Here is an 18,159-nt window from a genome sequence, read left to right as displayed (position 1 = left end):
TGCGCTACGCGAGTCAGCACCCGGACAAGGGCTCGTACGCGATCTCGAACGCGCAAGAGATTCCACGTGGGCGCGTTCGCGGATGGGTCGACGATAGTGGGATGCCAGACACCGCTCGCGGAATCGAAACCGCTCGCGAGCTGGGCTGGCTTGATGCAACCTACCGCGACGATGCCTTTCTCGCGCTGAACACACTCGTCGCGAACGTCTTTTCTGGCGGTTCGATTGCAACCGAGACGTCCGCACCATCGTCGCACTGCTACATCGCGACCACCGTTCCCGCGTAATCGACGCGTTGAGATAGCCGTCCTCGGGCACGAGCTCCACACCGCCAGTAGTTTCTGAAGGTAATTGTTAACACGCACGATCATGTTTGTGATTGTGTATGTCAGCAACACGTGATGGAAACGGTGACGAAGAATCGCAGACGCGAGGGCGGGGAACGACGCGACGGCGAGTACTGCAGACGGCCGTCGCGGCTGGTGCGATAGCGGGTGCGACGATACCAGCCGCTGCCGACGCCGACTCCATCGATGCCGAACCGACGTTCGAGGATGGACGCGCACAACCGGTCTTCGCCGACGATGACGTGATCCGCGAGGATTACTGGGTCGAAACATCGCTCGACACTGACGGGACCGGCGAGCCGGACCGCGTACACGTCGAAATCGCGCGGCCAGCGTCGACGGTGAATACTGCTCTCCAGCTGCCAGTCGTTATCCAACCGAGTCCGTACTACGGGCCGGACCAGCCGGCCTGGGGATACTCTCCGAACGAGGAACTGTACGAGCCCGACAAACCGGGACGCGACCTCGACGGCGGCCCGGAAGATCGGTCACGGGAGGTGTACGACGACTACTCGGATCTCGCCGAATTCACCGGCGGTGAGACGCCCCAGATCGGTCCGTCGGCCTTCGAAGACGAACTGCTCCAGTGTGGCTTCATCTGGGCCTATCCAGCCTCCATCGGCACGGAACAGTCGACTGGCTGTCCCGACGTCGGCGGTGACACCGAAATCGAGGGGATCAGAACCGTCGTCGACTGGCTCAACGGGCGGGCGGACGCCTACGACGCACGAGAGGGCGGCCAGACGGTCGAGGCGGACTGGACGACCGGTAGCGCCGGAATGATGGGCATCTCGTACAACGGCACGCTCGCAAACGGTGTCGCCTCGACCGGCGTCGACGGTCTGGAGGCGATCGTCCCCATCGTCGCGATTTCGAACTGGTACGACTACTATCGAGCGAACGGCCACGTTGCGTCGAGTCTGGACATGGGCGGCCTGTTCGACTACATTATGAGCCGCGAGAACGGCGAACTCTGTGAGCCCGCCAGAGATCTCGTCGAGAGCGGGCAAGATCGGACAACAGGCAACTACAACGACTGGTGGCACGAACGCAACTACCTCCCGGATGTCGAGAACGTCGATTGCGGCGTGCTCATCTGTCACGGGCTCTACGACTTCAACGTCGAAACCTCGAACGCCTCGAAACTGGTCGACCAGCTCAGAGAGCACGACAAGCCCTACCGAATGTGGCTTCACCAGGGTGGCCACTCCGACCCACTCAGCCGCGGTGTCGACGAAGATGCCTGGGTCGACCTCCTCAACCGCTGGTACACCTACTGGCTGTTCGACGTCGAAAACGACGTGATGGACGAGCCGCCGATCACGGTCGAACGAGAGGACGGCTCGCTGGCCGCCGAAGCCGACTGGCCACACCCCGATACCGAGCACGTCGACCTCTCGTTCGCACCCGGCGGCCAAACCCAGGGCGGACTGACACTCGAGTCCCCCACCGGGCCGCCGGTAACGGAGTCGCTGGTCGACGACCCCGATATCTTCATCGAGACGCACGCAAACGCTGACGAGTCCGACAATCGGCTCGTCTACACGACCGAACCGCTGTCTGAAGACGTGCGACTCAGCGGGACTGTGATTCCGGACCTGACGCTGTCGTTCGACGAACCGGCCGCGAACGTGACGGCGTTGCTGGTTGAGTACGACGCAGCTGGCGAGGCTGAGATCGTCAATCGGGGCTGGATGAACCCACAGAATCGGAAGTCGGTAAGCGAGACGTTCGCGTTGCACCCGCCGGGGCGGCCGTATCACGTCGAGTTCAACCTGCAGGCGGCCGATCGAGTCTTCGATGCGGGCTCCCGGCTTGGGATTGTGTTGTTATCGACCGATCCCGGTCACGGAATGCTCCAGCCACCGGAGACGCGCGTCGAAATCTCGCTCGATCTCTCGAAGAGTACGGTCCGTCTGCCGATCGTTGGTGGCGAGGACGCAGTGTCGGCGGCGCTCTCGGAGTGACCGGCCTGGTCGTCATTTCGATCAGACTCTTGTTTCGATCACCTCGACGACTCGTCACGTGGATTTTCCACGCGGGATGTGGTGTCTGGGTGTATGGATGATCGACGGGCGGATTCCGATTGTGGTCGTGGTCGTGGTCGTGACGGTAACGGTGATCGTGACCGTAACCATGATCGTGAGGATGACCGCGATCAGGAACCAGAGGGCGAAAGCGAAGCCAACGACAATCGCGGTACAGGATCCGACAGCGAGGGAGACCGAGCGCCGACACACACCCGAACAGCCTTCGATGTCGACGCGGAGACCGAACTCACCTACGAAACGGTTGCGGAGTCGCCACTCAAGCGCTGGCTCTTGCTCGATGGGAATCGACTCCTGATCGCCGGGCTCCTCGCGGCCGGGCTCTACGCCGCCGTGATCGTGCTGCAAGTCGCGGGGCTCATCGATGTGACGAACGCGGACACAGTCGTCTCGCTCTACAGTGCTCTCGTCGGCGGCACGCTTCCGTTCATCACGATCGTTCTGGCGATCAACCAGCTCGTCCTCTCACAGGAACTGGGCTGGCCGAACGAACTCACCGAACGCTTCGAGAAGATGACCGACTTCCAGCACCGCGTGGAGGCTGTAACCGGCGTCTCTGTTAGCCCATCCTCTCCAGCAGCGTTCCTCCGACTCGTCGTCGACGCCACGATCGAGCGCGGCCATCGTCTTCCCAACTCGCTCTCCGACGACGCGACGGCTCACCAGCGCGAGGAAATCGCTCACTTCGTCGAGACACTCGAGTCCGATGGCGAAACAGTCTCTGATGCACTGGCTGATGCGGAGTTTGGTACCTTCGAGGCGCTCTCCGCCGTGCTCGGCCACCATCAGGGAAACTACTATCACGCGACGCGGCTGTTTCACGAGGAGTGGAACGACGCCTTCGCAGAAACGAAGCCGCTCGAGGAACTGATCGAGCTACTCGAGTTACTCGCGATTGCGCGCCAGACGTTCAAGACGCTGTACGTCCAACACGAACTGGCGATTCTGTCGCGGCTGTTGCTGTACGTCGGGTTTCCGACGCTGGTTGGCGGGGGGCTGTTGCTCGTCTCGTATCCGACGCTGGTGACACTGATCTCGACGCCGGCAGTCTTGCTCGCGGTTGCTGCGGGTGGTGTGGTGCTCGTCTTCCTGCCGTTCATGGTCCTGTTGAGCTACGCGCTGCGGATTGCGACTATTGCGGCACGCACTGCGGACTTCGGTCCGTTCGTGCCGCAGTCGTCGCCGTAGGCGACTGCCGTGGTCGCATCAGACAGTAGTTATATTAGATGGTAAATTGATTGTGGGGTGTTGGCATATGTCAGAAGGAGAGTTCAAGCTGATTAGCGAACAGATCGGGCCGTTGGCGGCGATCGCGTTGCTAATCGGGACGGCGCTGGGGATGAGCATTTTTATCGTGCCGACGCAGATGGCAGCGGTAGCCGGGCCGAGTATCGCGATTGCGATCGTGTTGTCGGTCGTGCCGATGGTGCTGGGAGTGTTGTTACTGCTGCAGTTGGGAGGGGCAATTCCAGTCGCGGGCGGGATCTACGTCTACGGTTCGCGGCTGGTCGGGCCCTACTGGGGGTTTTTGAGCATCGTTGTGCCGGTGCTTGCCGTGTGGGCGTATCTGCTGTTCGCCGCACTCGGATTTGCACAGTATCTCCCGGTCATCACCGGAGCGTTGCCGGTTGGCGACGTGCCGACACTGCCTGCGGTCTGGCTCCTGCTCGCAGCGTTTCTGGTGCTCAACTACGTCGGGATCCAGTTCGCTGCGCGAGTCCAGATCGGTCTCGTCGCGGTGCTTATCACGGGGATGCTCGTCTTCATCGCCGGTGGGGCGATGGCGTTCGATCCTGGAAACCTGACGCCCGTGTTCCCGACCGGGTCGGGCGAGCCACTGGCGGATAGCTACGCACCCTTCTTCCTCGTGATCGTGTTGCTCTACATCCCGTTCCAGGGGTTCGCGATGATTATCGAAATCGGCGAGGAGTTGCGCGAGCCGGTCAAGAACATTCCGCGCGTGCTGGCCGTCGGCATGTCGCTCGTTGCGTTGCTCTCGGTGGGTGTCGTCGTGGCGCTGGTCGGGGCCGCATCCTGGGAGAGCGCGATCGATCCAGCGACTGGCGAAGCGGTCGACGGCGGGATCGCCGCCGTTGGAACTGCGTTCCTTCCCGGCTGGGCAGTCCTAGTCATCGGGATCGCAGCGCTGTTTGCGGCCGCAACGACGGTGAACACGCTGTTTACGTCCTACTCTCGAACGGTGATGCGGGCGGCACGCGACGATGTCGTCCCATCGTTCTTTGCGGCGGTTCACGAGCGATTCGAAACGCCCTACCGGGCAGTCGTGCTGCTCGGCATTCCGCCGCTCCTTGCGGCCCCGTTCATGGGCTGGTTCGATTCGATCATCGCCGTCGACGTACTCGACTGGCTCGTCGTCGTCACCGTGACGGGCATCTTCATCTCGTTCATGGTTGGTGGCGTCGCGCTGTGGAAGCTCCCCCAGGAGTTCCCGAAACGGTACGAGTACTCGATTTACACGCTGCCGATGCCGGTTCTCAAGGTCGTCGCAGTGGGGAACGTCGTCGTCTCGTTTGTGTTCATGCTGCTCGTTGCCGCCAGCGCGCCCTCTGCGCTCGCGTTCGTCTTCGTCTGGATCGTCCTCACGTCAGCCGGCTACGTCTATCGCATTCGCTCGTCGGCACGGCGAGATGTCGATCTTCGTGCACGGATGTCGCTCTTGCACAAACACGAGTCGATCGGCGGTGGTGACGGTGATGGGAGTGCCGAGAGCGGAGCGAACACCGACGACTGAGACCGATCCTTGGTGTTTGCTCGACCAGAAATGACCACGGTAACGAAGCAGAACAGACCGTCTGCGGGTGTATCACTCGAGTGAGACCCTCTCGTTCGGCGCACCCAGTGTGGCTGTTGCTCGTTCCCATTGGATCGGTCTTGGGAACCAGGCACCCCTGAACGAGACGGTGTCGTCGAAATCAATCTCGGTTGCGTCAAGATCAGTATCGGTCGTGGCGGCCGGATTCAGCCGCGCCGATCACCAGTGCGGCGAAGCACGATCGCGAGGGTTGCACCCAGCAGGGGGAAGACAGCGAGCGCCGCGAACGTTTGCCAGACAGTGCCGATCGAGAGGAGAAAGCCGGCAATCGCCGCGCCGGCAGCACCGACGCCGAAGACGCCGAGATACGTGTAGCCGTAGGAGAGGCCGCGCTCTCCTGGCGGGCTGTACTCCGCAATAGTGGCCTGGTACATCGGCTGCAGGGAGAACAGCAGGAAGCCAAGCACCGACCCGATGATGAGCAGCGGAACGAGGCCGGCCTCTGCGACGGGGACGAACAGCACGGCGACGACGGCGAGCGAGCCGAAGATGATGGCGAGTCCGGTCTCTGTCCGGATCCGGTCGGTGAGTTTCCCGCCGACGTACTGGCCGGCCATGCCGACCATCAGGAGCCCGGCGTAGAGGTAGGAGGCCGGGTCGAACTCCTCGGCCATCGGGCTATCGGGGTCGAACAGCTGGAGCTGTTCGGCAACGTCGGGCATAAAGTCGCTCAGCACGTCCGGCAGGAAGGTCAGCGTCCCGCGGTAGAACAGTCCGTTCATCATGACGACGACCATCGCGACGGTGAAACCGAGGGTAAACAGCGCGCGACTGTCCGAGAGGAATCGCGAGAGCGACATCTGCCCGTCGGCCTGCTCGTCGGTCGTCCCGCCGGTGTCAGTATCGACATCGCTGTCAGTATCGTCGTCTACACCGGACTCTCGACCACCGTCGGGCTGCGTCTCGACCGCAGCCTTCTCGTCGAAACTCGCCGTCACCGCGTAGAGAATCGCGAGGCCCGCCGGGACGACGAGAATTGCAGTGACGAGACGCCAGTCGAAGAACAACAGCAGAATCGCCGTCAACAAGGGGCCGAAGGCGATGCCGAAGTTGCCGGCCATTCCATGATAGGCGAAGCCGGTGCCGCGCTGTTCGACGCCGGTCGAGATCAGCGACAGGCCCGCCGGGTGGTAGATACTCGCTGCAATTCCCCAGACACAGAGCGCCAGCGTGATCGATACGATACCCTGTGCGGCGCTCAACAGGAGGAACGAACCGCCCATCCCGGCCAGACAGACCAACACGAGTTCGCGCGAGCCGAACCGATCGACCAGAATGCCGGCCGGTAGCGCACCGATCCCGAACAGGCCGTAGCCGACCGCGACCGCAGTGCCGAGAATCGCCGTGCTCACGCTGAACTCCGTGAGCCAGATTACCATCAGAATCGGGATCGAGAGCTCGTACGTGTGAACGACCGCGTGCGAGATCATCACGAAGCCCGTGATCGAGCGGTCGTTGTCGCTCATCCGATCCGTCTGCGCAGTACTCATCTCTAGACACACCACTGTCTGCCCGTAGTATAACGGTTAGCAAGCCAGAGAAACTGGCCGACCGGGGAGGGGGACCGCTACCGCCTTACTTCGCCATCCAGACGCTCGCCTGCGGCTCGTGTGGATCCGTCGGAATTTCGACCAGCGTCGGCCCCTCACTCTCGATCGCCGCTGCAACCGTCTCGCGAATCTCGTCCGGCGTGTCCGCACGCATCGTCTCGAGTCCCATCCCCGACGCGATGGCGTCGAAGTCCAGTGGCGTTCCCTGCCAGCCGTACTCACTCGCCTCCATCCGGTAGCTGCGTTCGGCCTCTTCGCTGATGATTGCGTAATCACTGTTATTGAGGACGATCACGGTCACATCGATGTCCTCGTCGGCCAGCGTGTGCAGTTCGTGAACGCACATCATCAGTCCGCCGTCGCCCGTGAGTGCAACGACGTCCTGGTCCGGATTCGCCGCCTTCGCGCCGATCGCAGAGGGCACGCCCGACCCCATCGTCGCCCACGAGCCCGGATTGACGTAGTCACGGGGCTCGTACGCCTCGAACATCACGAGCGACCAGAGGCGGAACCCGCCCGCGTCGGCCGCGACGACTGCCTCTCGAGGTACCGCATCGCGAATCGCCGACAGCGCACTCGGGGACGGCAGCGGCGATTCGTCGACCGCGACCAGTTCCGCGAGTCGGTCTTCGACGGCCTGGCGCGTTTCTCGCGCGCGCTCGTGTCCATTCGATGAAGCGAGCGAGCGAGTTTCGAGGGCGGACTCGAGTGCCCCCATCGTTCGGCCGGCGTCTGCGACGATGCCGACCGCGGGGTCGTAGCCGACGCCGATGTCGTCGGCGTCGAGGGTGACGTGGACGAGGTCGTCTGGAACGTCGATCTCCCAGTGTTTCATCGTAACGGCGTCGAGGTCGGTGCCGACGCCGAGGGCTGCATCTGCGGCGGCGATCTGGTTTTTGACCGCGCTGCCGGTGCCACCACAGAGCACGCCCGCGAAGAGGTCGTGGTCGTCCGGCAGGACTGCCTTGCCCTTGTAGGTCGGGAAGACTGGAGCATCGAGTGTTTCAGCGAGGGACGCGAGTTCCTCGCTCGCGTCGGAGGCGCGGACGCCGCCGCCGGCAATGATGATCGGGTGTTCGGACTCGGCCAGGAGGTCAGCTGCTTCGGCGATCCGCTCGTCGGCAGGGGTGCCGACGGTGCGGGTTTCGGTTTCGCCGGGTTCGGCGAGCGGAACGTCCATCGGGAGGAAGTTCTTTGGGATCCCGACGCGGACGGGTCCCATCGGCGCGGTGAGCGCGATGTCGATCGCGCGCTGGAGTTCGGCGATCGTGCTCTCGGGGGTTTCGACGGTGACGTTCTCCTTGACGACGTTGTCGTAGGTGTCCGGTGGCGTTTCGTGGATGCCGTCGCCGCCGCGGATCTCGGGTTCGGTTTCGACCGCCATGTGGACGAGCGGCGTGCAGTCGTTGAGCGCGTTCTTCAGCCCGTTCATAGCGTTCATGTCGCCGGGGCCGGGGATGACGACGGTCGCGGCCAGGCCGCCGCTCGTTTCGGCGTATCCCCACGCCTGGTGGGAGACGGCGGTCTCGTGGCGAGCCATGACGAAGTCGATGTCCGTGCGCTCGCTGATCGCTTCGTTCAGCGGCAGGGTCTGTTTACCGGGAATGCCGAACAGGGTGTCGACCCCGTTCGCAACCAGTCGATCGATGACGGCCTCGTTAATTCGCATACCGATGGGTGTGACTCACGGAAGCGTAAAGGTTCACCACTGGATCATAGGCCAGCACGTGAATTGTAGGCTGAAGATGGCTGATAATTGATACACATACTCAGTGTGCGTGCTAGTAGGTAACTCATAGCAAAGTATTATGTTCCTATAGGACAAGGCAGTACTATGGAAGACATCTTCGTCGGCCGCATTATGTCCACGTCACTCCACACGGTACGACGGGACACGCTGGTCGAACCTGCCGGACAGGTCATGCGCGAGAACGATATCGGGTCCGTCATCGTCGTCGACTCGGAGAACCATCTCGCGGGCATCCTGACGACGACTGACTTCGTCGATATCGTCGCTCAGAGCCAACCGAAGGCCGAAACGACCGTCGAGCGGTACATGACCGAGGACGTCGTCACCGTCTCCGCACAGGACAGCGTCCGCGACGCAGCAGCCACCATGCTCGAACATGGCTGTCATCACCTCCCGGTCGTCGACGAGGACGAGGGCGTCATTGGTATCGTCACGACGACTGACCTCGCATCCTACCTGTCCCACGGTCGAACGCCACACAGCGGTCCGTCTATCGGAACAGCCACGTGTCGCTAGGCGCAGTCGCCGACCGTGAGGGTTCGTCTGTCTACTCGAGTACCACCCTCGCTCAGCCGCACGTCAACGTTGGAATTTTAGCTGAACTCGTCCACAGGCGACCTGCCTGCCTGAACCTATGGTACAGACGAATCCGCGCCCGGTTGAACCTACCTACAGGCGGGTCTACTGTTCTATCCCCAAGCATCAGTAACCCCCTCGACTCGGTCAGCCGGCCCCAGTCGACAGCTCACTCGTCTCTGGTCCATATCACACCCGAATGGACAGCATCCATCACCAGCCGACACTCGAGTACTGTCCAAACCAGTTGTGTGCTGTTCAACTACTTTCCACCAAATTTGTCCCTCGGGCCAACACAATGCTTGTTGCAGGACAACAATTAACTACCCGTGCGCCGATGGACAGTGTATGCTAGAAGAACCCACTGGCAATCAGGAAGAAATTCCCACCACGATCCCACACTGGTACGATCCAGACGGGAGCCCCCTCACACTCGAGTCGGGTGACGGTGCGACGGTCGTCGACGACGACGGCGGGGAGTACCTCGACTTCGCCTCGCAGCTGTACTGCGTCAACGCTGGGCACGGCAACCAGCAGATTATCGACGCGATGACCGAGCAGCTAGCACAGATCCAGTACGTCTCTTCCTCGAAGCACTCCCCAGTACGATCCGAACTCGGCGATCGACTGGTCGAGATTGCGCCCGGCGACCTCTCGAACGTCATGTTCTCGGTCACCGGCAGCGAAGCGAACGAACTCGCCGTCCAGCTCGCGCGCAATCACACCGGTGGCTCGAAGATTCTGACCCGCTGGCGCTCCTACCACGGTTCGACCTACGGTGCCGGCAGCCTCACCGGCGACCCCGAAACGCGCGCGCTCGTCGAGAGCCACGCCGCGACGACCGGGTCAGCGAAGTTCCTCCCGGCGATGTCACACCCGTCGCCGTTCAACGCCGACAGTCCCGAAGAACTCGCCGAACTGGCGGCCGACCATCTCGAGTTCGTGATTCGCAACGAGGATCCTGACTCCATCGCTGCGATCATGCTAGAGCCAGTTGCGGGCTCGAGCGGCGGCTACCCAGCCCCGCCGGGCTACTTCGCTCGCGTCCGCGAACTCTGTGACAAGTACGACATCCTGCTGATCGCAGACGAAGTCATCACCGGCTTCGGCCGCTGTGGTGAGTGGTTCGGCATCGAAACTGAGGACGTCGAACCGGACATGATCACGTTCGCGAAGGGGCTGACGAGCTCCTACGCGCCGCTCGCTGGCGTGCTCGCCCGCCCCGAGCTCGTCTCGGGTGTTCAGGAGGACGGCTTCGACCTCGGGCAGACGTTCGGCGGTCACCCCGTCGGCTGTGCGGCCGGCCTCGCCGCGATCGACGTCTACGAAAACGGCCAGATCGACAACGTCCGCGAGAACGCCTCGCTGTTCGAGGACGGACTGGCTGAACTCGAGTCCCAGTACGACGTGGTCGCGGACGCGAGAGGCCGTGGCTACCTCTGGGGTGTGGCCTTCGAAGATCCGGCAACGGGCGAGCCGTTCTACGACCCGCGTGTGGACGGTGACGACGTAGAGAACCCGGTCTCGGACGTCGTCTCGGGGCTCGAAGACCGCGGCGTACTCGTCGGCACCGGTCGCCCGGCGACCCAGATCCTGCTCTCGCCGCCGCTGTGTACGACGGCCGAGGAGATCGAGACGGTTCTCGACGCGCTGGACGCGGCGATCGCGGACGCGTTCTGAGGTCGCGGCCGCAATCGGCAATCAGTGAACAGCCGTCTTTATTTCGCGCGCGACAAACGAACAGCCAGAGGCATATGATCGAGGCAACGCTCTGTTTTGTCCTTCGCGAGTCCGAGACCGACAGCATCAACGAAACTGACGGCACCGACGAGACTGACTCGGACACCGATGTCCTCCTCATCGAAAAGCGCCGCGGCCTCGGTGAGGGCTGGTACAACGGCCCCGGCGGCAAACTCGAACACGGAGAAACGCCGCGCGAATGCGCCGTCCGCGAAACCCGCGAGGAAGTCGGCCTCGAGATTGCGCCAGGCGTACTCGAGTACGCCGGCGAACTCACCTTCTTGCTCGACGAGGAGATCCACACCGTCTGTCACGTCTTCCGGACGACCGAATTCGCCGGCGAACCGCGCCCTTCGGACGAGGCGCGGCCGGAATGGATGCCAGTCGACGACGTTCCCTACGACCAGATGTGGGAGGACGACCGCCTCTGGCTGCCGGGCGTTCTCGATGGCGACACCGTCGCCGGCGAGTTCCACTTCGCGGGCGGGCCGCCGCTCGACGAGGCGGCGTTCGTGGACCACGAACTCGAGTGGGGCGTTTCGTTCGAGTCACGATAGAATGGCCAGAGTTGTGTTGCTGTGCCAGAACAGAATTAGGTGGGCACAACCTCCGAAGCGGAGTAGCTGTGGTGTGATGGCAGAAACTGACGTACTAGCAGGAACGTTGCTGGTCACTGGGTTGTAACCCCGGGGGAGGTAGGATGGGGTGAGATGGGATGGAACGGGAAAGCACCAGCCTGCAGTCACTCACCGTGGCACTCCAGCGACCGGATCGGACACTCGTCGGTAGAGCTGTAGTAGGAGACACCACCGCCGTGAAGTTCGGCGAGGAGGCTCAGGCAATCCGACCGGTCTGCCGTCGTGAGTGGCTCCCAGTTCTCGTCATCGGCGTCTCGCGTCATGACGCGTAGTGGGTCGTCCGGCCAGACACAGTCGACGGAGACTGCCTCGAATCCGTTCTCGGCCGCCGGCAGTTCGTACGTGTCGGTGTGAACGAGATCGTCTGTCTCGGCCTGCTCGATTCTGAGCTCGGCGACGATTGGCACGTCTCGGATATTCGCAAGGGTGAGTCGCTGTAGCGTCGCGTAGTCGTTCTCGTCGTTACGGCCGAATGCGTCCATGCAGCCAGCGAGCGCTCCTGCACTACAGACCGCGAGAGAACCGAGCAGCCGCCGTCGATACATAATATTACCATTGGAGATTGAAAATACATAACCGTTGTCTTCGGGATTGCCACCAGTGACGGACTCCATCCGATGCTCAGAGAGGCTGAGACAACCTGTTGACGTGGACGTTCCATCTGCAAAAGGAGGTCTGGATCCGAAGAGTGATAGATCCCTAACCTGTAAAAAGATTTAATAGCCATTATGTTGGGTTATTACCATGCCAAATTCAAATGACGAATCCAAAGGTGGAAAAGACAATCAAGAATCCGGAGAGGAGCAGCCACAAAAGAGCAGTGAAAAAACGGAAACGCAGTCCGGACGAATCAACCGTCGAACGGCGCTCAAGGGGCTTGCAGGCGGGGCAACCGTACCCATTGTCGGGCAACGGTTACCGACCGCGCGAGCCGATGAGGCGAGCGTTTCGTCCGACTTCGATCCGGAATTCACGGTCTCTCGGGAGAGGCGAGTGGAGAGCTTCGACGGGACTGGCGACCCAAATAACCCCTCTAGCGGATTTTACCTCGCGTCGAACCAGGGATTGACCGTTTCCCGAATCGAATCCAATCAGATCGGTGATCAGGTCCTCCATCAGTTCGTTCTGGGAGCGTCCGCGAGCAGTGAACTCGATAGCGAGCCCGACGGAAACTGGGAGCAGACAGAGAACCTCAGTGGCATCTACCTCGAAATAGAAAACGATCAGAGCAGTCACACGTCCTCGATCCTGGCACCAGATCAGGGTGATGAACGGATGGTTGGCGCGACACAGGATGACGGCGACCCAAGCATCGACTGGCGAAGCGGCATCCAGGAGTCAATCGAGGTCGCCGTCACGGAACTGAATCTCGTCGCGAACGTTGCCATCAGTTCGTACAACATCTACGATGCCTTCCGGTACGACGGAGAGGAGTTCGGAGACGGGCAACACGCAGATTACTGGTGGAAGTACAGAACATGGACAGGCGGAGCAGATCCGCGAGATGAATTGGGTGCCGCGTGTCGTTTCTACGTCGAAGCGAACGAACCGAGTGATGGATACGACATCACCGTTCGAACGGATGTCGAGTGGGATCACCCGAAAGTCGAAATCATTAGCGAAGAGGACAATACGTATATCGGGTACGACATTTCGGCATCGGGTGACGTCACGGCAGAGAGCACGGTCTCGGTAGACGACATCACCGATCCATACGTCAGGCGAAAAGCCGAGGAAGCGGGTGTCTCCGAGATTACTACAGTCGCGTACAACGACACTATCGAGCCCATCGAAGCGGATCGCGAGCCGAACGAAGAAGTCGACACCGAGTGACAGGGTCGCCGAGTAACGGCAACACGCGGTTACGCAACCGTTGGGTTCCTCGGTTTCGCGTCACCCTCCGTAGTGGTGCGCACAGTACGGAGTACGAACGGTTGTTGATTAGCGGCGAAATCGACGAGACCGGCGAACAAAAGTAGCCGACGGTGGGACGGGCAATTCAGAGTAGAACCCGCCCGATAGCTGGCAGCTCAGGGCCGCAACACGACCTTTCCTGAACTCTTCCGATCCTCGATATACTGGTGTGCATCGGCCGCGTCCTCGAGTGCGAACGCCTCGCCGAGGACGACCTCGAGGTCGCCGCTGGTGAGCCCCTGTGTGAGGTCGGGGACGGCCTTCATGATCTTGCTCGGGTCGTGGTAGGAGGCCTGGCCGAGGTGGAAGCCGGAGACGCTCTTGTTCTCGAAGAGAAGCCGGCGGTTCTCAGCTTCGGCTGGCACGCCGCTTGCGACGCCGTAGGTGACCATGCGGCCGAAGTGCGCCATCGCGTCGAGACTGCGCTCGAAGATGTCGTCGCCGACGCTTTCGAGGACCAAATCGACACCCTCGCCGTCGGTTTCCTCGTCGATGACCGCTCGGAAATCGGTCTCCGTGTAGTTGATCGGGTGGTCACAGCCGAGCTCGGCTGCGAGGTCGAGTTTCTCCTGCGTGCTCGCGGTGCCGAAGACCTCCGCGCCCGCGTTCGAGGCTAGCTGGACGGCGGCGGTGCCGACGCCGCCGGCGGCAGCCTGGATGAGTACGGTTTCACCTTCCTCGAGTCCGCCCCACTCGAACAGACAGGAGTGAGCGGTGAGGAACTGGACGGGGAAGCCGGCGGCCTCCGCGAAGCTCATCCCCTCTGGAATCGGAAAGAGCATCTGGGCGTTCGCGGTGGCGTACTCGGCGTAGCCGCCGGTGTTGAGCATCGCGACCACGCGGTCGCCCTCGTCCAGGCCGACGCCCTCTCCGGTGGCGTCGATCGTGCCTGCAGCCTCCATGCCGGGAACGTAGGTTGGCTCTGGGCCGCTGGGGTAGACGCCGCGGCGCTGCATGATGTCCGCGAAGTTGATCCCGGCGGCCTCGACCTCGATCCGGACCTCGCCCGCGTCCGGTTCGGGGAGATCGGCGTCGGTGACCTCGAGTTGCGAGTTGTCTCCGTACGCTGTTACCTCGATAGCCTGCATACGTTTCCATTTGTAACACACTCGCATAAAAGTCAGCGAACGTGGAAGAACGTGTCAATCGTTGTCGACGGGTGCGTCGCCAGTGATGGGTGAGACGGAAACCGAACGACGCGACTACTCCTCCCAGCCCTGATGGGCGGGATGAAGGTCGGTTTCGTCGTGGTTGGCTCCTTGTTCCCAGACGTCGCCGCTTTCACCGCTCGGACCGCGACGGGTCTTCCACTCGAACTCGCCGGGGTCCGCAATGGTGACTTCCCAGACGTTGCCCGTCGTCCAGGTGGCCTCGATTCCACCGCCCCAGTTCGTGAGTTCGTCCGTACTCCCGGTGACGTAGACGGACTCGCCGTAGTCGACGCCGACCGTCATCTGGATCGTGACTTCGTCGCTGTCGCCGTTGTCATCATCGTCATCGTCGTCTCCATTGTCCCCGTCATCGTCCCCATCAGGCGCATACATGACCCACCCCGCAGCCGGAACCGTGATCTCGACCCACCCCTCGTCGGTAGTGGTAACTGGTTGCTGTCCGCCGGCGTGATCGACGAGCGTCTCGTTCGACCAGGACGTTTCGACCCAGTCAGTCCACTCGCTCGACTCGTGTGTGTTGATGCCTGCCAGCAGATTTCCGCTGCGTTCGAAAACGTACGTGTCGTGCTCGACGTGGCGGTCGATCACCTCGCCGTGGGCGAACTCCTGGGAGACGGTGACGAGATCACGGAACGTCTCGTCGTCGAGTTCCGACCGATTTTCGGGCCCGGAACGGTACACCATCGGCATGCCAGCGTACGCGAGAACGAACGCCTCTGCGAGTTCGACCGCACGGCCTTCTGCCTCACCCTCAGTTACACCTGGGCCAACGGTATCGTGATTCTGCGCGAAGGTGACTGCAACGCTCGGCTCGTGGTGTACGACGCCGTTCGCCGCGTCCTGGGAGAGCCCCTCCATGCTGCCGCCCTCGAACGCGTCGACGATGGCGTCGTACAGCGGGAAGTCGAACACGGTCATCCCGGTGTCAGCGAACTCGAGTAGCCGATCGATATCGTAGTCCCAGACTTCACCAACGCGCCAGAGATCGAGGTCGTCCGCGAGTGCGTTGATCTCGGACTCGAAGTACCAGGGCCAGACGTGACCAGCGGCGTCGTACCGGAGGCCGTCGGCACCGAGGGCGGCGATCTGCTGGAGGTAGTCCTCGTGCGCCTGCTGCACAGTCGCGAGTTCGACATCGGACGACGGGAGTCCGAGGAGGTCGCACTCGTACTCCGCTGCCTCTCCGTCCAGTTGGCAGTCCTCGCCCAGCGTTCCGTTGTCGTGGAAGTGCTCGTCGCGGTCGAACTGCGGGAGTTCGACGTAGCCGTCGGGCCCATCCGCGGCTGCCATGTGGTTCAACACGACGTCGACGATGACCTCGATACCGTGGTCGTGGCAGGTCTCGATCAGTGACTCGAGTTCGCTCTCGGTGCCGAGGGTCGAATCGAGGTCCTGCAGGTCGACTGGCTGGTAGCCGACCGGCGGGTGTGGGTCCCGAAAGCCGTACGGTGAAGTCTCGTCGTAGAAGCCGTACTCGCCGTCGTAGGAGAGGTCGTCCCAGTCCAGTTTGCCTCGCGCAGGCTGTTGGACCCAGATCGTATCGATACCGGCGTCGTCGAGGCGGGGTACATCGGCCTCGATGTCGGTCCACGTCGCGTGAAAGTACTGGTACGCGACCGTTCCGTCCGCGGCGTCAGGCTGGTCGGGTAGCGACTGCGCGCTCGTCGCGCCGAGCGTTGCACCGGAAACTGCGAGCGTTCCAAGGGCTGCACTGGCTTTCATGAGGTTCCGTCGGTGGATCTCGGACGATCGCCGTTTACTGTGGCTGTGGTTATCTCTCATGGCAATTCTCCCGATCACGTAGGAAGTAATAATACATAATGGTTTTAACAACAGTTCGAAACAGTATCATTCGATGAACTGACACGGCGGATCGACGCCGCGTTCGCGAGTGAGTGTGACACTCCCCGACCCACCTTCGCATCGTTTAAGACCGCGCTGACTGCATGTCGTGGTATGAGCAACGAGAGTCAGGAACTCGGCATCACCGAGTCGAAATCACACAAACCCGGTGAGTGGTACGCCGAGGTCGTCCAGAAGGCGAACCTCGCGGACTACGCACCGATGGGCGGGTTCATCGTCACGAAGCCCCGCGGCTACGCCCTCTGGGAAGGCATTCAGGACGCCCTCGACGGCTGGTTCAAGGAGACCGGCGTCGACAACGTCTACTTCCCGATGTTCATCCCCGAGAGCTTTCTGGAGCGGGAGAAGGACATCGTCGAAGGCTTCGACCCCGAGGTCGCCTGGGTCACCCACGGCGGCCACGACGAACTCGAGGAGCGCCTCGCCGTGCGCCCGACCAGCGAGTCGATCATCGCGCCGTTCATGGCAGACTGGACCCGCAGCCACCGCGACCTGCCGCTGCGACTGAATCAGTGGTGTTCGGTCGTCCGCTGGGAAGCCACGGAGACGAAGCCGTTCTTCCGCACGAAGGAGTTCATGTGGCAGGAGGGCCACACCGCCCACGCGACCGACGAGAGCGCCTGGGAGGAGGTCTGGACCCGCCTCGACCAGTACGAGAAGGTCTACGAGGAAGTCCTCGCAATCCCCGTCCTGCGCGGCAAGAAGCCCGAACACGACAAGTTCCCCGGTGCGGACACCACGACCACGGTAGAGGCGTTGATGCCCGACGGCAAGTCCGTCCAGGGTGCGACCAGCCACAACCTCGGGCAGAGCTTCGCCGAGGCGTTCGACATCTCGTTCGTCGACGAGGACGAGGCGGAGCAAACCGCTTACACCACCTCGTGGGGCCTCTCCTGGCGCGCACTCGGTGCGCTCATCATGACCCACTCCGACGACCAGGGGCTCGTACTCCCACCCACCATCGCGCCCACGCAGGTCGCCATCGTCCCCATCTGGCAGGAGGACACCAAGGAGGACGTACTCGAGTACTCCCAGAACATCGCGGACGAACTCGAGGAGGCCGGCTTCAGCGTCGAACTCGACGACCGTGACGAGCGCAATCCCGGCTTCAAGTTCAACGAACACGAACTTAACGGCGTCCCGCTCCGACTCGAAATCGGCCCGTACGAGGTCGAAGACGAGGAAGTTACCCTCGTCCACCGGCCCGACAACGAGGAGGCCGTTGAGGATCGTGACGGGATCGTCGATGCCGTCGACGACCATCTGGAGACGATCTTCGACAAACTCTACGACACGGCAGCCGAGAATCTCGAGGAGAACGTTCGCGAGGCCCACAGCCCCGAAGACATCCTCGGGACGCTCGGCAAGCACGGCGGCTACGTGAAGACGCCGTGGTGTGGCGACGAGGCCTGTGAGGAGGTCATCAAGGAGAAGATCGCCGCCGAAATCGTCATGCAGCCACTCGAGGACGAGGGCGGCACGACGGCGGGCGAGGTTCCCGACCCCGAGCACGACGAGTGTGGTGTCTGCGGTGACGCGGCCGACGAAATCGCGTACTTCGCGAAGTCGTACTGACGCGTCAGTGAGTCAGTCACCTCGCGATCACGCCTTCGGGTTCGACTGACCACATGCGGGTTTTCTCACATCACGACACGGCAGCGGTGCGTGTCGTGTGCGTGCTCACCGACGTGATCGCCCATCTATCAGCAAGTCAACAATCAAGCCAAC

13 protein-coding genes and 1 pseudogene are annotated in these 18,159 nt (G+C 62.2%); 9 read left to right on the top strand and 5 right to left on the bottom strand.

From position 1 onward, the window contains the following. The 4 genes and pseudogenes from BBD46_RS03540 to BBD46_RS03525 form a co-directional block, all read left to right on the top strand. A pseudogene (locus BBD46_RS03540) lies at positions 1–298 on the top strand (hypothetical protein); the annotation flags it as partial. A gap of 87 nt (positions 299–385) precedes the next feature. After that, the gene (locus tag BBD46_RS03535) at positions 386–2,314 is read left to right on the top strand and encodes a CocE/NonD family hydrolase (RefSeq protein ID WP_071400386.1); all 1,929 of its coding nucleotides are present in this window, start codon (positions 386–388) and stop codon (positions 2,312–2,314) included. Positions 2,315–2,407: 93 nt separating this feature from the next. Further along, on the top strand, positions 2,408–3,583 hold the full coding sequence (locus tag BBD46_RS03530; protein WP_071400385.1) for a hypothetical protein: 1,176 nt from the start codon (positions 2,408–2,410) through the stop codon (positions 3,581–3,583). 67 nt (positions 3,584–3,650) lie between these two features. Continuing rightward, positions 3,651–5,147: an APC family permease gene (locus BBD46_RS03525; protein ID WP_071400384.1), complete on the top strand. Its 1,497-nt coding sequence runs from the start codon at positions 3,651–3,653 to the stop codon at positions 5,145–5,147. A gap of 227 nt (positions 5,148–5,374) precedes the next feature. On the opposite strand, the gene BBD46_RS03520 is transcribed toward BBD46_RS03525, so the two are convergent. Both BBD46_RS03520 and BBD46_RS03515 read right to left on the bottom strand, forming a co-directional pair. Beyond that, complete coding sequence (locus tag BBD46_RS03520; RefSeq protein ID WP_071400383.1) at positions 5,375–6,718, bottom strand: MFS transporter; 1,344 nt, start codon at positions 6,716–6,718, stop codon at positions 5,375–5,377. A gap of 85 nt (positions 6,719–6,803) precedes the next feature. After that, complete coding sequence (locus BBD46_RS03515) at positions 6,804–8,447, bottom strand: thiamine pyrophosphate-binding protein (RefSeq protein WP_071400382.1); 1,644 nt, start codon at positions 8,445–8,447, stop codon at positions 6,804–6,806. Between the two features lie 165 nt (positions 8,448–8,612). On the opposite strand from BBD46_RS03515, the gene BBD46_RS03510 reads away from it, so the two are divergent. From BBD46_RS03510 to BBD46_RS03500, 3 genes are all read left to right on the top strand, one after another. After that, the gene (locus tag BBD46_RS03510) at positions 8,613–9,044 is read left to right on the top strand and encodes a CBS domain-containing protein (protein WP_071400381.1); all 432 of its coding nucleotides are present in this window, start codon (positions 8,613–8,615) and stop codon (positions 9,042–9,044) included. Between the two features lie 408 nt (positions 9,045–9,452). Continuing rightward, entirely contained in the window at positions 9,453–10,784 is a 1,332-nt protein-coding gene (locus BBD46_RS03505) for an aspartate aminotransferase family protein (protein ID WP_071400380.1), read from the top strand. A 74-nt stretch (positions 10,785–10,858) separates the two neighbouring features. After that, positions 10,859–11,401 carry an 8-oxo-dGTP diphosphatase gene (locus tag BBD46_RS03500; protein ID WP_071400379.1) on the top strand — a complete coding sequence of 181 codons (543 nt, stop codon included), beginning with the start codon at positions 10,859–10,861 and terminating at the stop codon, positions 11,399–11,401. 185 nt (positions 11,402–11,586) lie between these two features. Here the strand turns inward: BBD46_RS03500 and BBD46_RS03495 are convergent, their stop codons facing one another. Then, the gene (locus BBD46_RS03495; RefSeq protein WP_253184500.1) at positions 11,587–12,027 is read right to left on the bottom strand and encodes a hypothetical protein; all 441 of its coding nucleotides are present in this window, start codon (positions 12,025–12,027) and stop codon (positions 11,587–11,589) included. A gap of 199 nt (positions 12,028–12,226) precedes the next feature. On the opposite strand from BBD46_RS03495, the gene BBD46_RS03490 reads away from it, so the two are divergent. Continuing rightward, positions 12,227–13,315 (top strand): hypothetical protein, encoded by a 1,089-nt coding sequence (locus tag BBD46_RS03490; RefSeq protein ID WP_253184498.1) that lies wholly within the window; start codon positions 12,227–12,229, stop codon positions 13,313–13,315. 197 nt (positions 13,316–13,512) lie between these two features. Here BBD46_RS03490 and BBD46_RS03485 read toward each other — a convergent pair whose 3' ends face one another. Continuing rightward, positions 13,513–14,484: a quinone oxidoreductase family protein gene (locus BBD46_RS03485; protein WP_071400377.1), complete on the bottom strand. Its 972-nt coding sequence runs from the start codon at positions 14,482–14,484 to the stop codon at positions 13,513–13,515. 114 nt (positions 14,485–14,598) lie between these two features. Next, positions 14,599–16,290 carry an alpha-amylase domain-containing protein gene (locus BBD46_RS03480; RefSeq protein ID WP_253184497.1) on the bottom strand — a complete coding sequence of 564 codons (1,692 nt, stop codon included), beginning with the start codon at positions 16,288–16,290 and terminating at the stop codon, positions 14,599–14,601. Positions 16,291–16,524: 234 nt separating this feature from the next. Between BBD46_RS03480 and proS the strand changes: the two genes are divergently transcribed. Beyond that, positions 16,525–18,006, top strand: coding sequence for a proline--tRNA ligase (gene proS / locus BBD46_RS03475; RefSeq protein ID WP_071400375.1), 1,482 nt, complete (start codon positions 16,525–16,527; stop codon positions 18,004–18,006). The last annotated feature ends 153 nt before the right edge of the window (positions 18,007–18,159 follow it).

Origin of the sequence: Natrialba sp. SSL1, from assembly GCF_001861355.1 — an archaeon.
GTDB lineage: Archaea > Halobacteriota > Halobacteria > Halobacteriales > Natrialbaceae > Natrialba.
Note: the sequence above shows the minus strand (reverse complement) of the source record. Positions and strands in the feature narration are given on the sequence as shown.

What these genes read in the sequence shown, in the direction of transcription:
- BBD46_RS03535 (WP_071400386.1), top strand. Translation starts at nt 386, where the DNA reads ATGTCAGCAACACGTGATGGAAACGGTGACGAAGAATCGCAGACGCGA.
- BBD46_RS03530 (WP_071400385.1), top strand. Translation starts at nt 2,408, where the DNA reads ATGGATGATCGACGGGCGGATTCCGATTGTGGTCGTGGTCGTGGTCGT.
- BBD46_RS03525 (WP_071400384.1), top strand. Translation starts at nt 3,651, where the DNA reads ATGTCAGAAGGAGAGTTCAAGCTGATTAGCGAACAGATCGGGCCGTTG.
- BBD46_RS03520 (WP_071400383.1), bottom strand. Translation starts at nt 6,718, where the DNA reads ATGAGTACTGCGCAGACGGATCGGATGAGCGACAACGACCGCTCGATC.
- BBD46_RS03515 (WP_071400382.1), bottom strand. Translation starts at nt 8,447, where the DNA reads ATGCGAATTAACGAGGCCGTCATCGATCGACTGGTTGCGAACGGGGTC.
- BBD46_RS03510 (WP_071400381.1), top strand. Translation starts at nt 8,613, where the DNA reads ATGGAAGACATCTTCGTCGGCCGCATTATGTCCACGTCACTCCACACG.
- BBD46_RS03505 (WP_071400380.1), top strand. Translation starts at nt 9,453, where the DNA reads ATGCTAGAAGAACCCACTGGCAATCAGGAAGAAATTCCCACCACGATC.
- BBD46_RS03500 (WP_071400379.1), top strand. Translation starts at nt 10,859, where the DNA reads ATGATCGAGGCAACGCTCTGTTTTGTCCTTCGCGAGTCCGAGACCGAC.
- BBD46_RS03495 (WP_253184500.1), bottom strand. Translation starts at nt 12,027, where the DNA reads ATGTATCGACGGCGGCTGCTCGGTTCTCTCGCGGTCTGTAGTGCAGGA.
- BBD46_RS03490 (WP_253184498.1), top strand. Translation starts at nt 12,227, where the DNA reads ATGCCAAATTCAAATGACGAATCCAAAGGTGGAAAAGACAATCAAGAA.
- BBD46_RS03485 (WP_071400377.1), bottom strand. Translation starts at nt 14,484, where the DNA reads ATGCAGGCTATCGAGGTAACAGCGTACGGAGACAACTCGCAACTCGAG.
- BBD46_RS03480 (WP_253184497.1), bottom strand. Translation starts at nt 16,290, where the DNA reads ATGAAAGCCAGTGCAGCCCTTGGAACGCTCGCAGTTTCCGGTGCAACG.
- proS (WP_071400375.1), top strand. Translation starts at nt 16,525, where the DNA reads ATGAGCAACGAGAGTCAGGAACTCGGCATCACCGAGTCGAAATCACAC.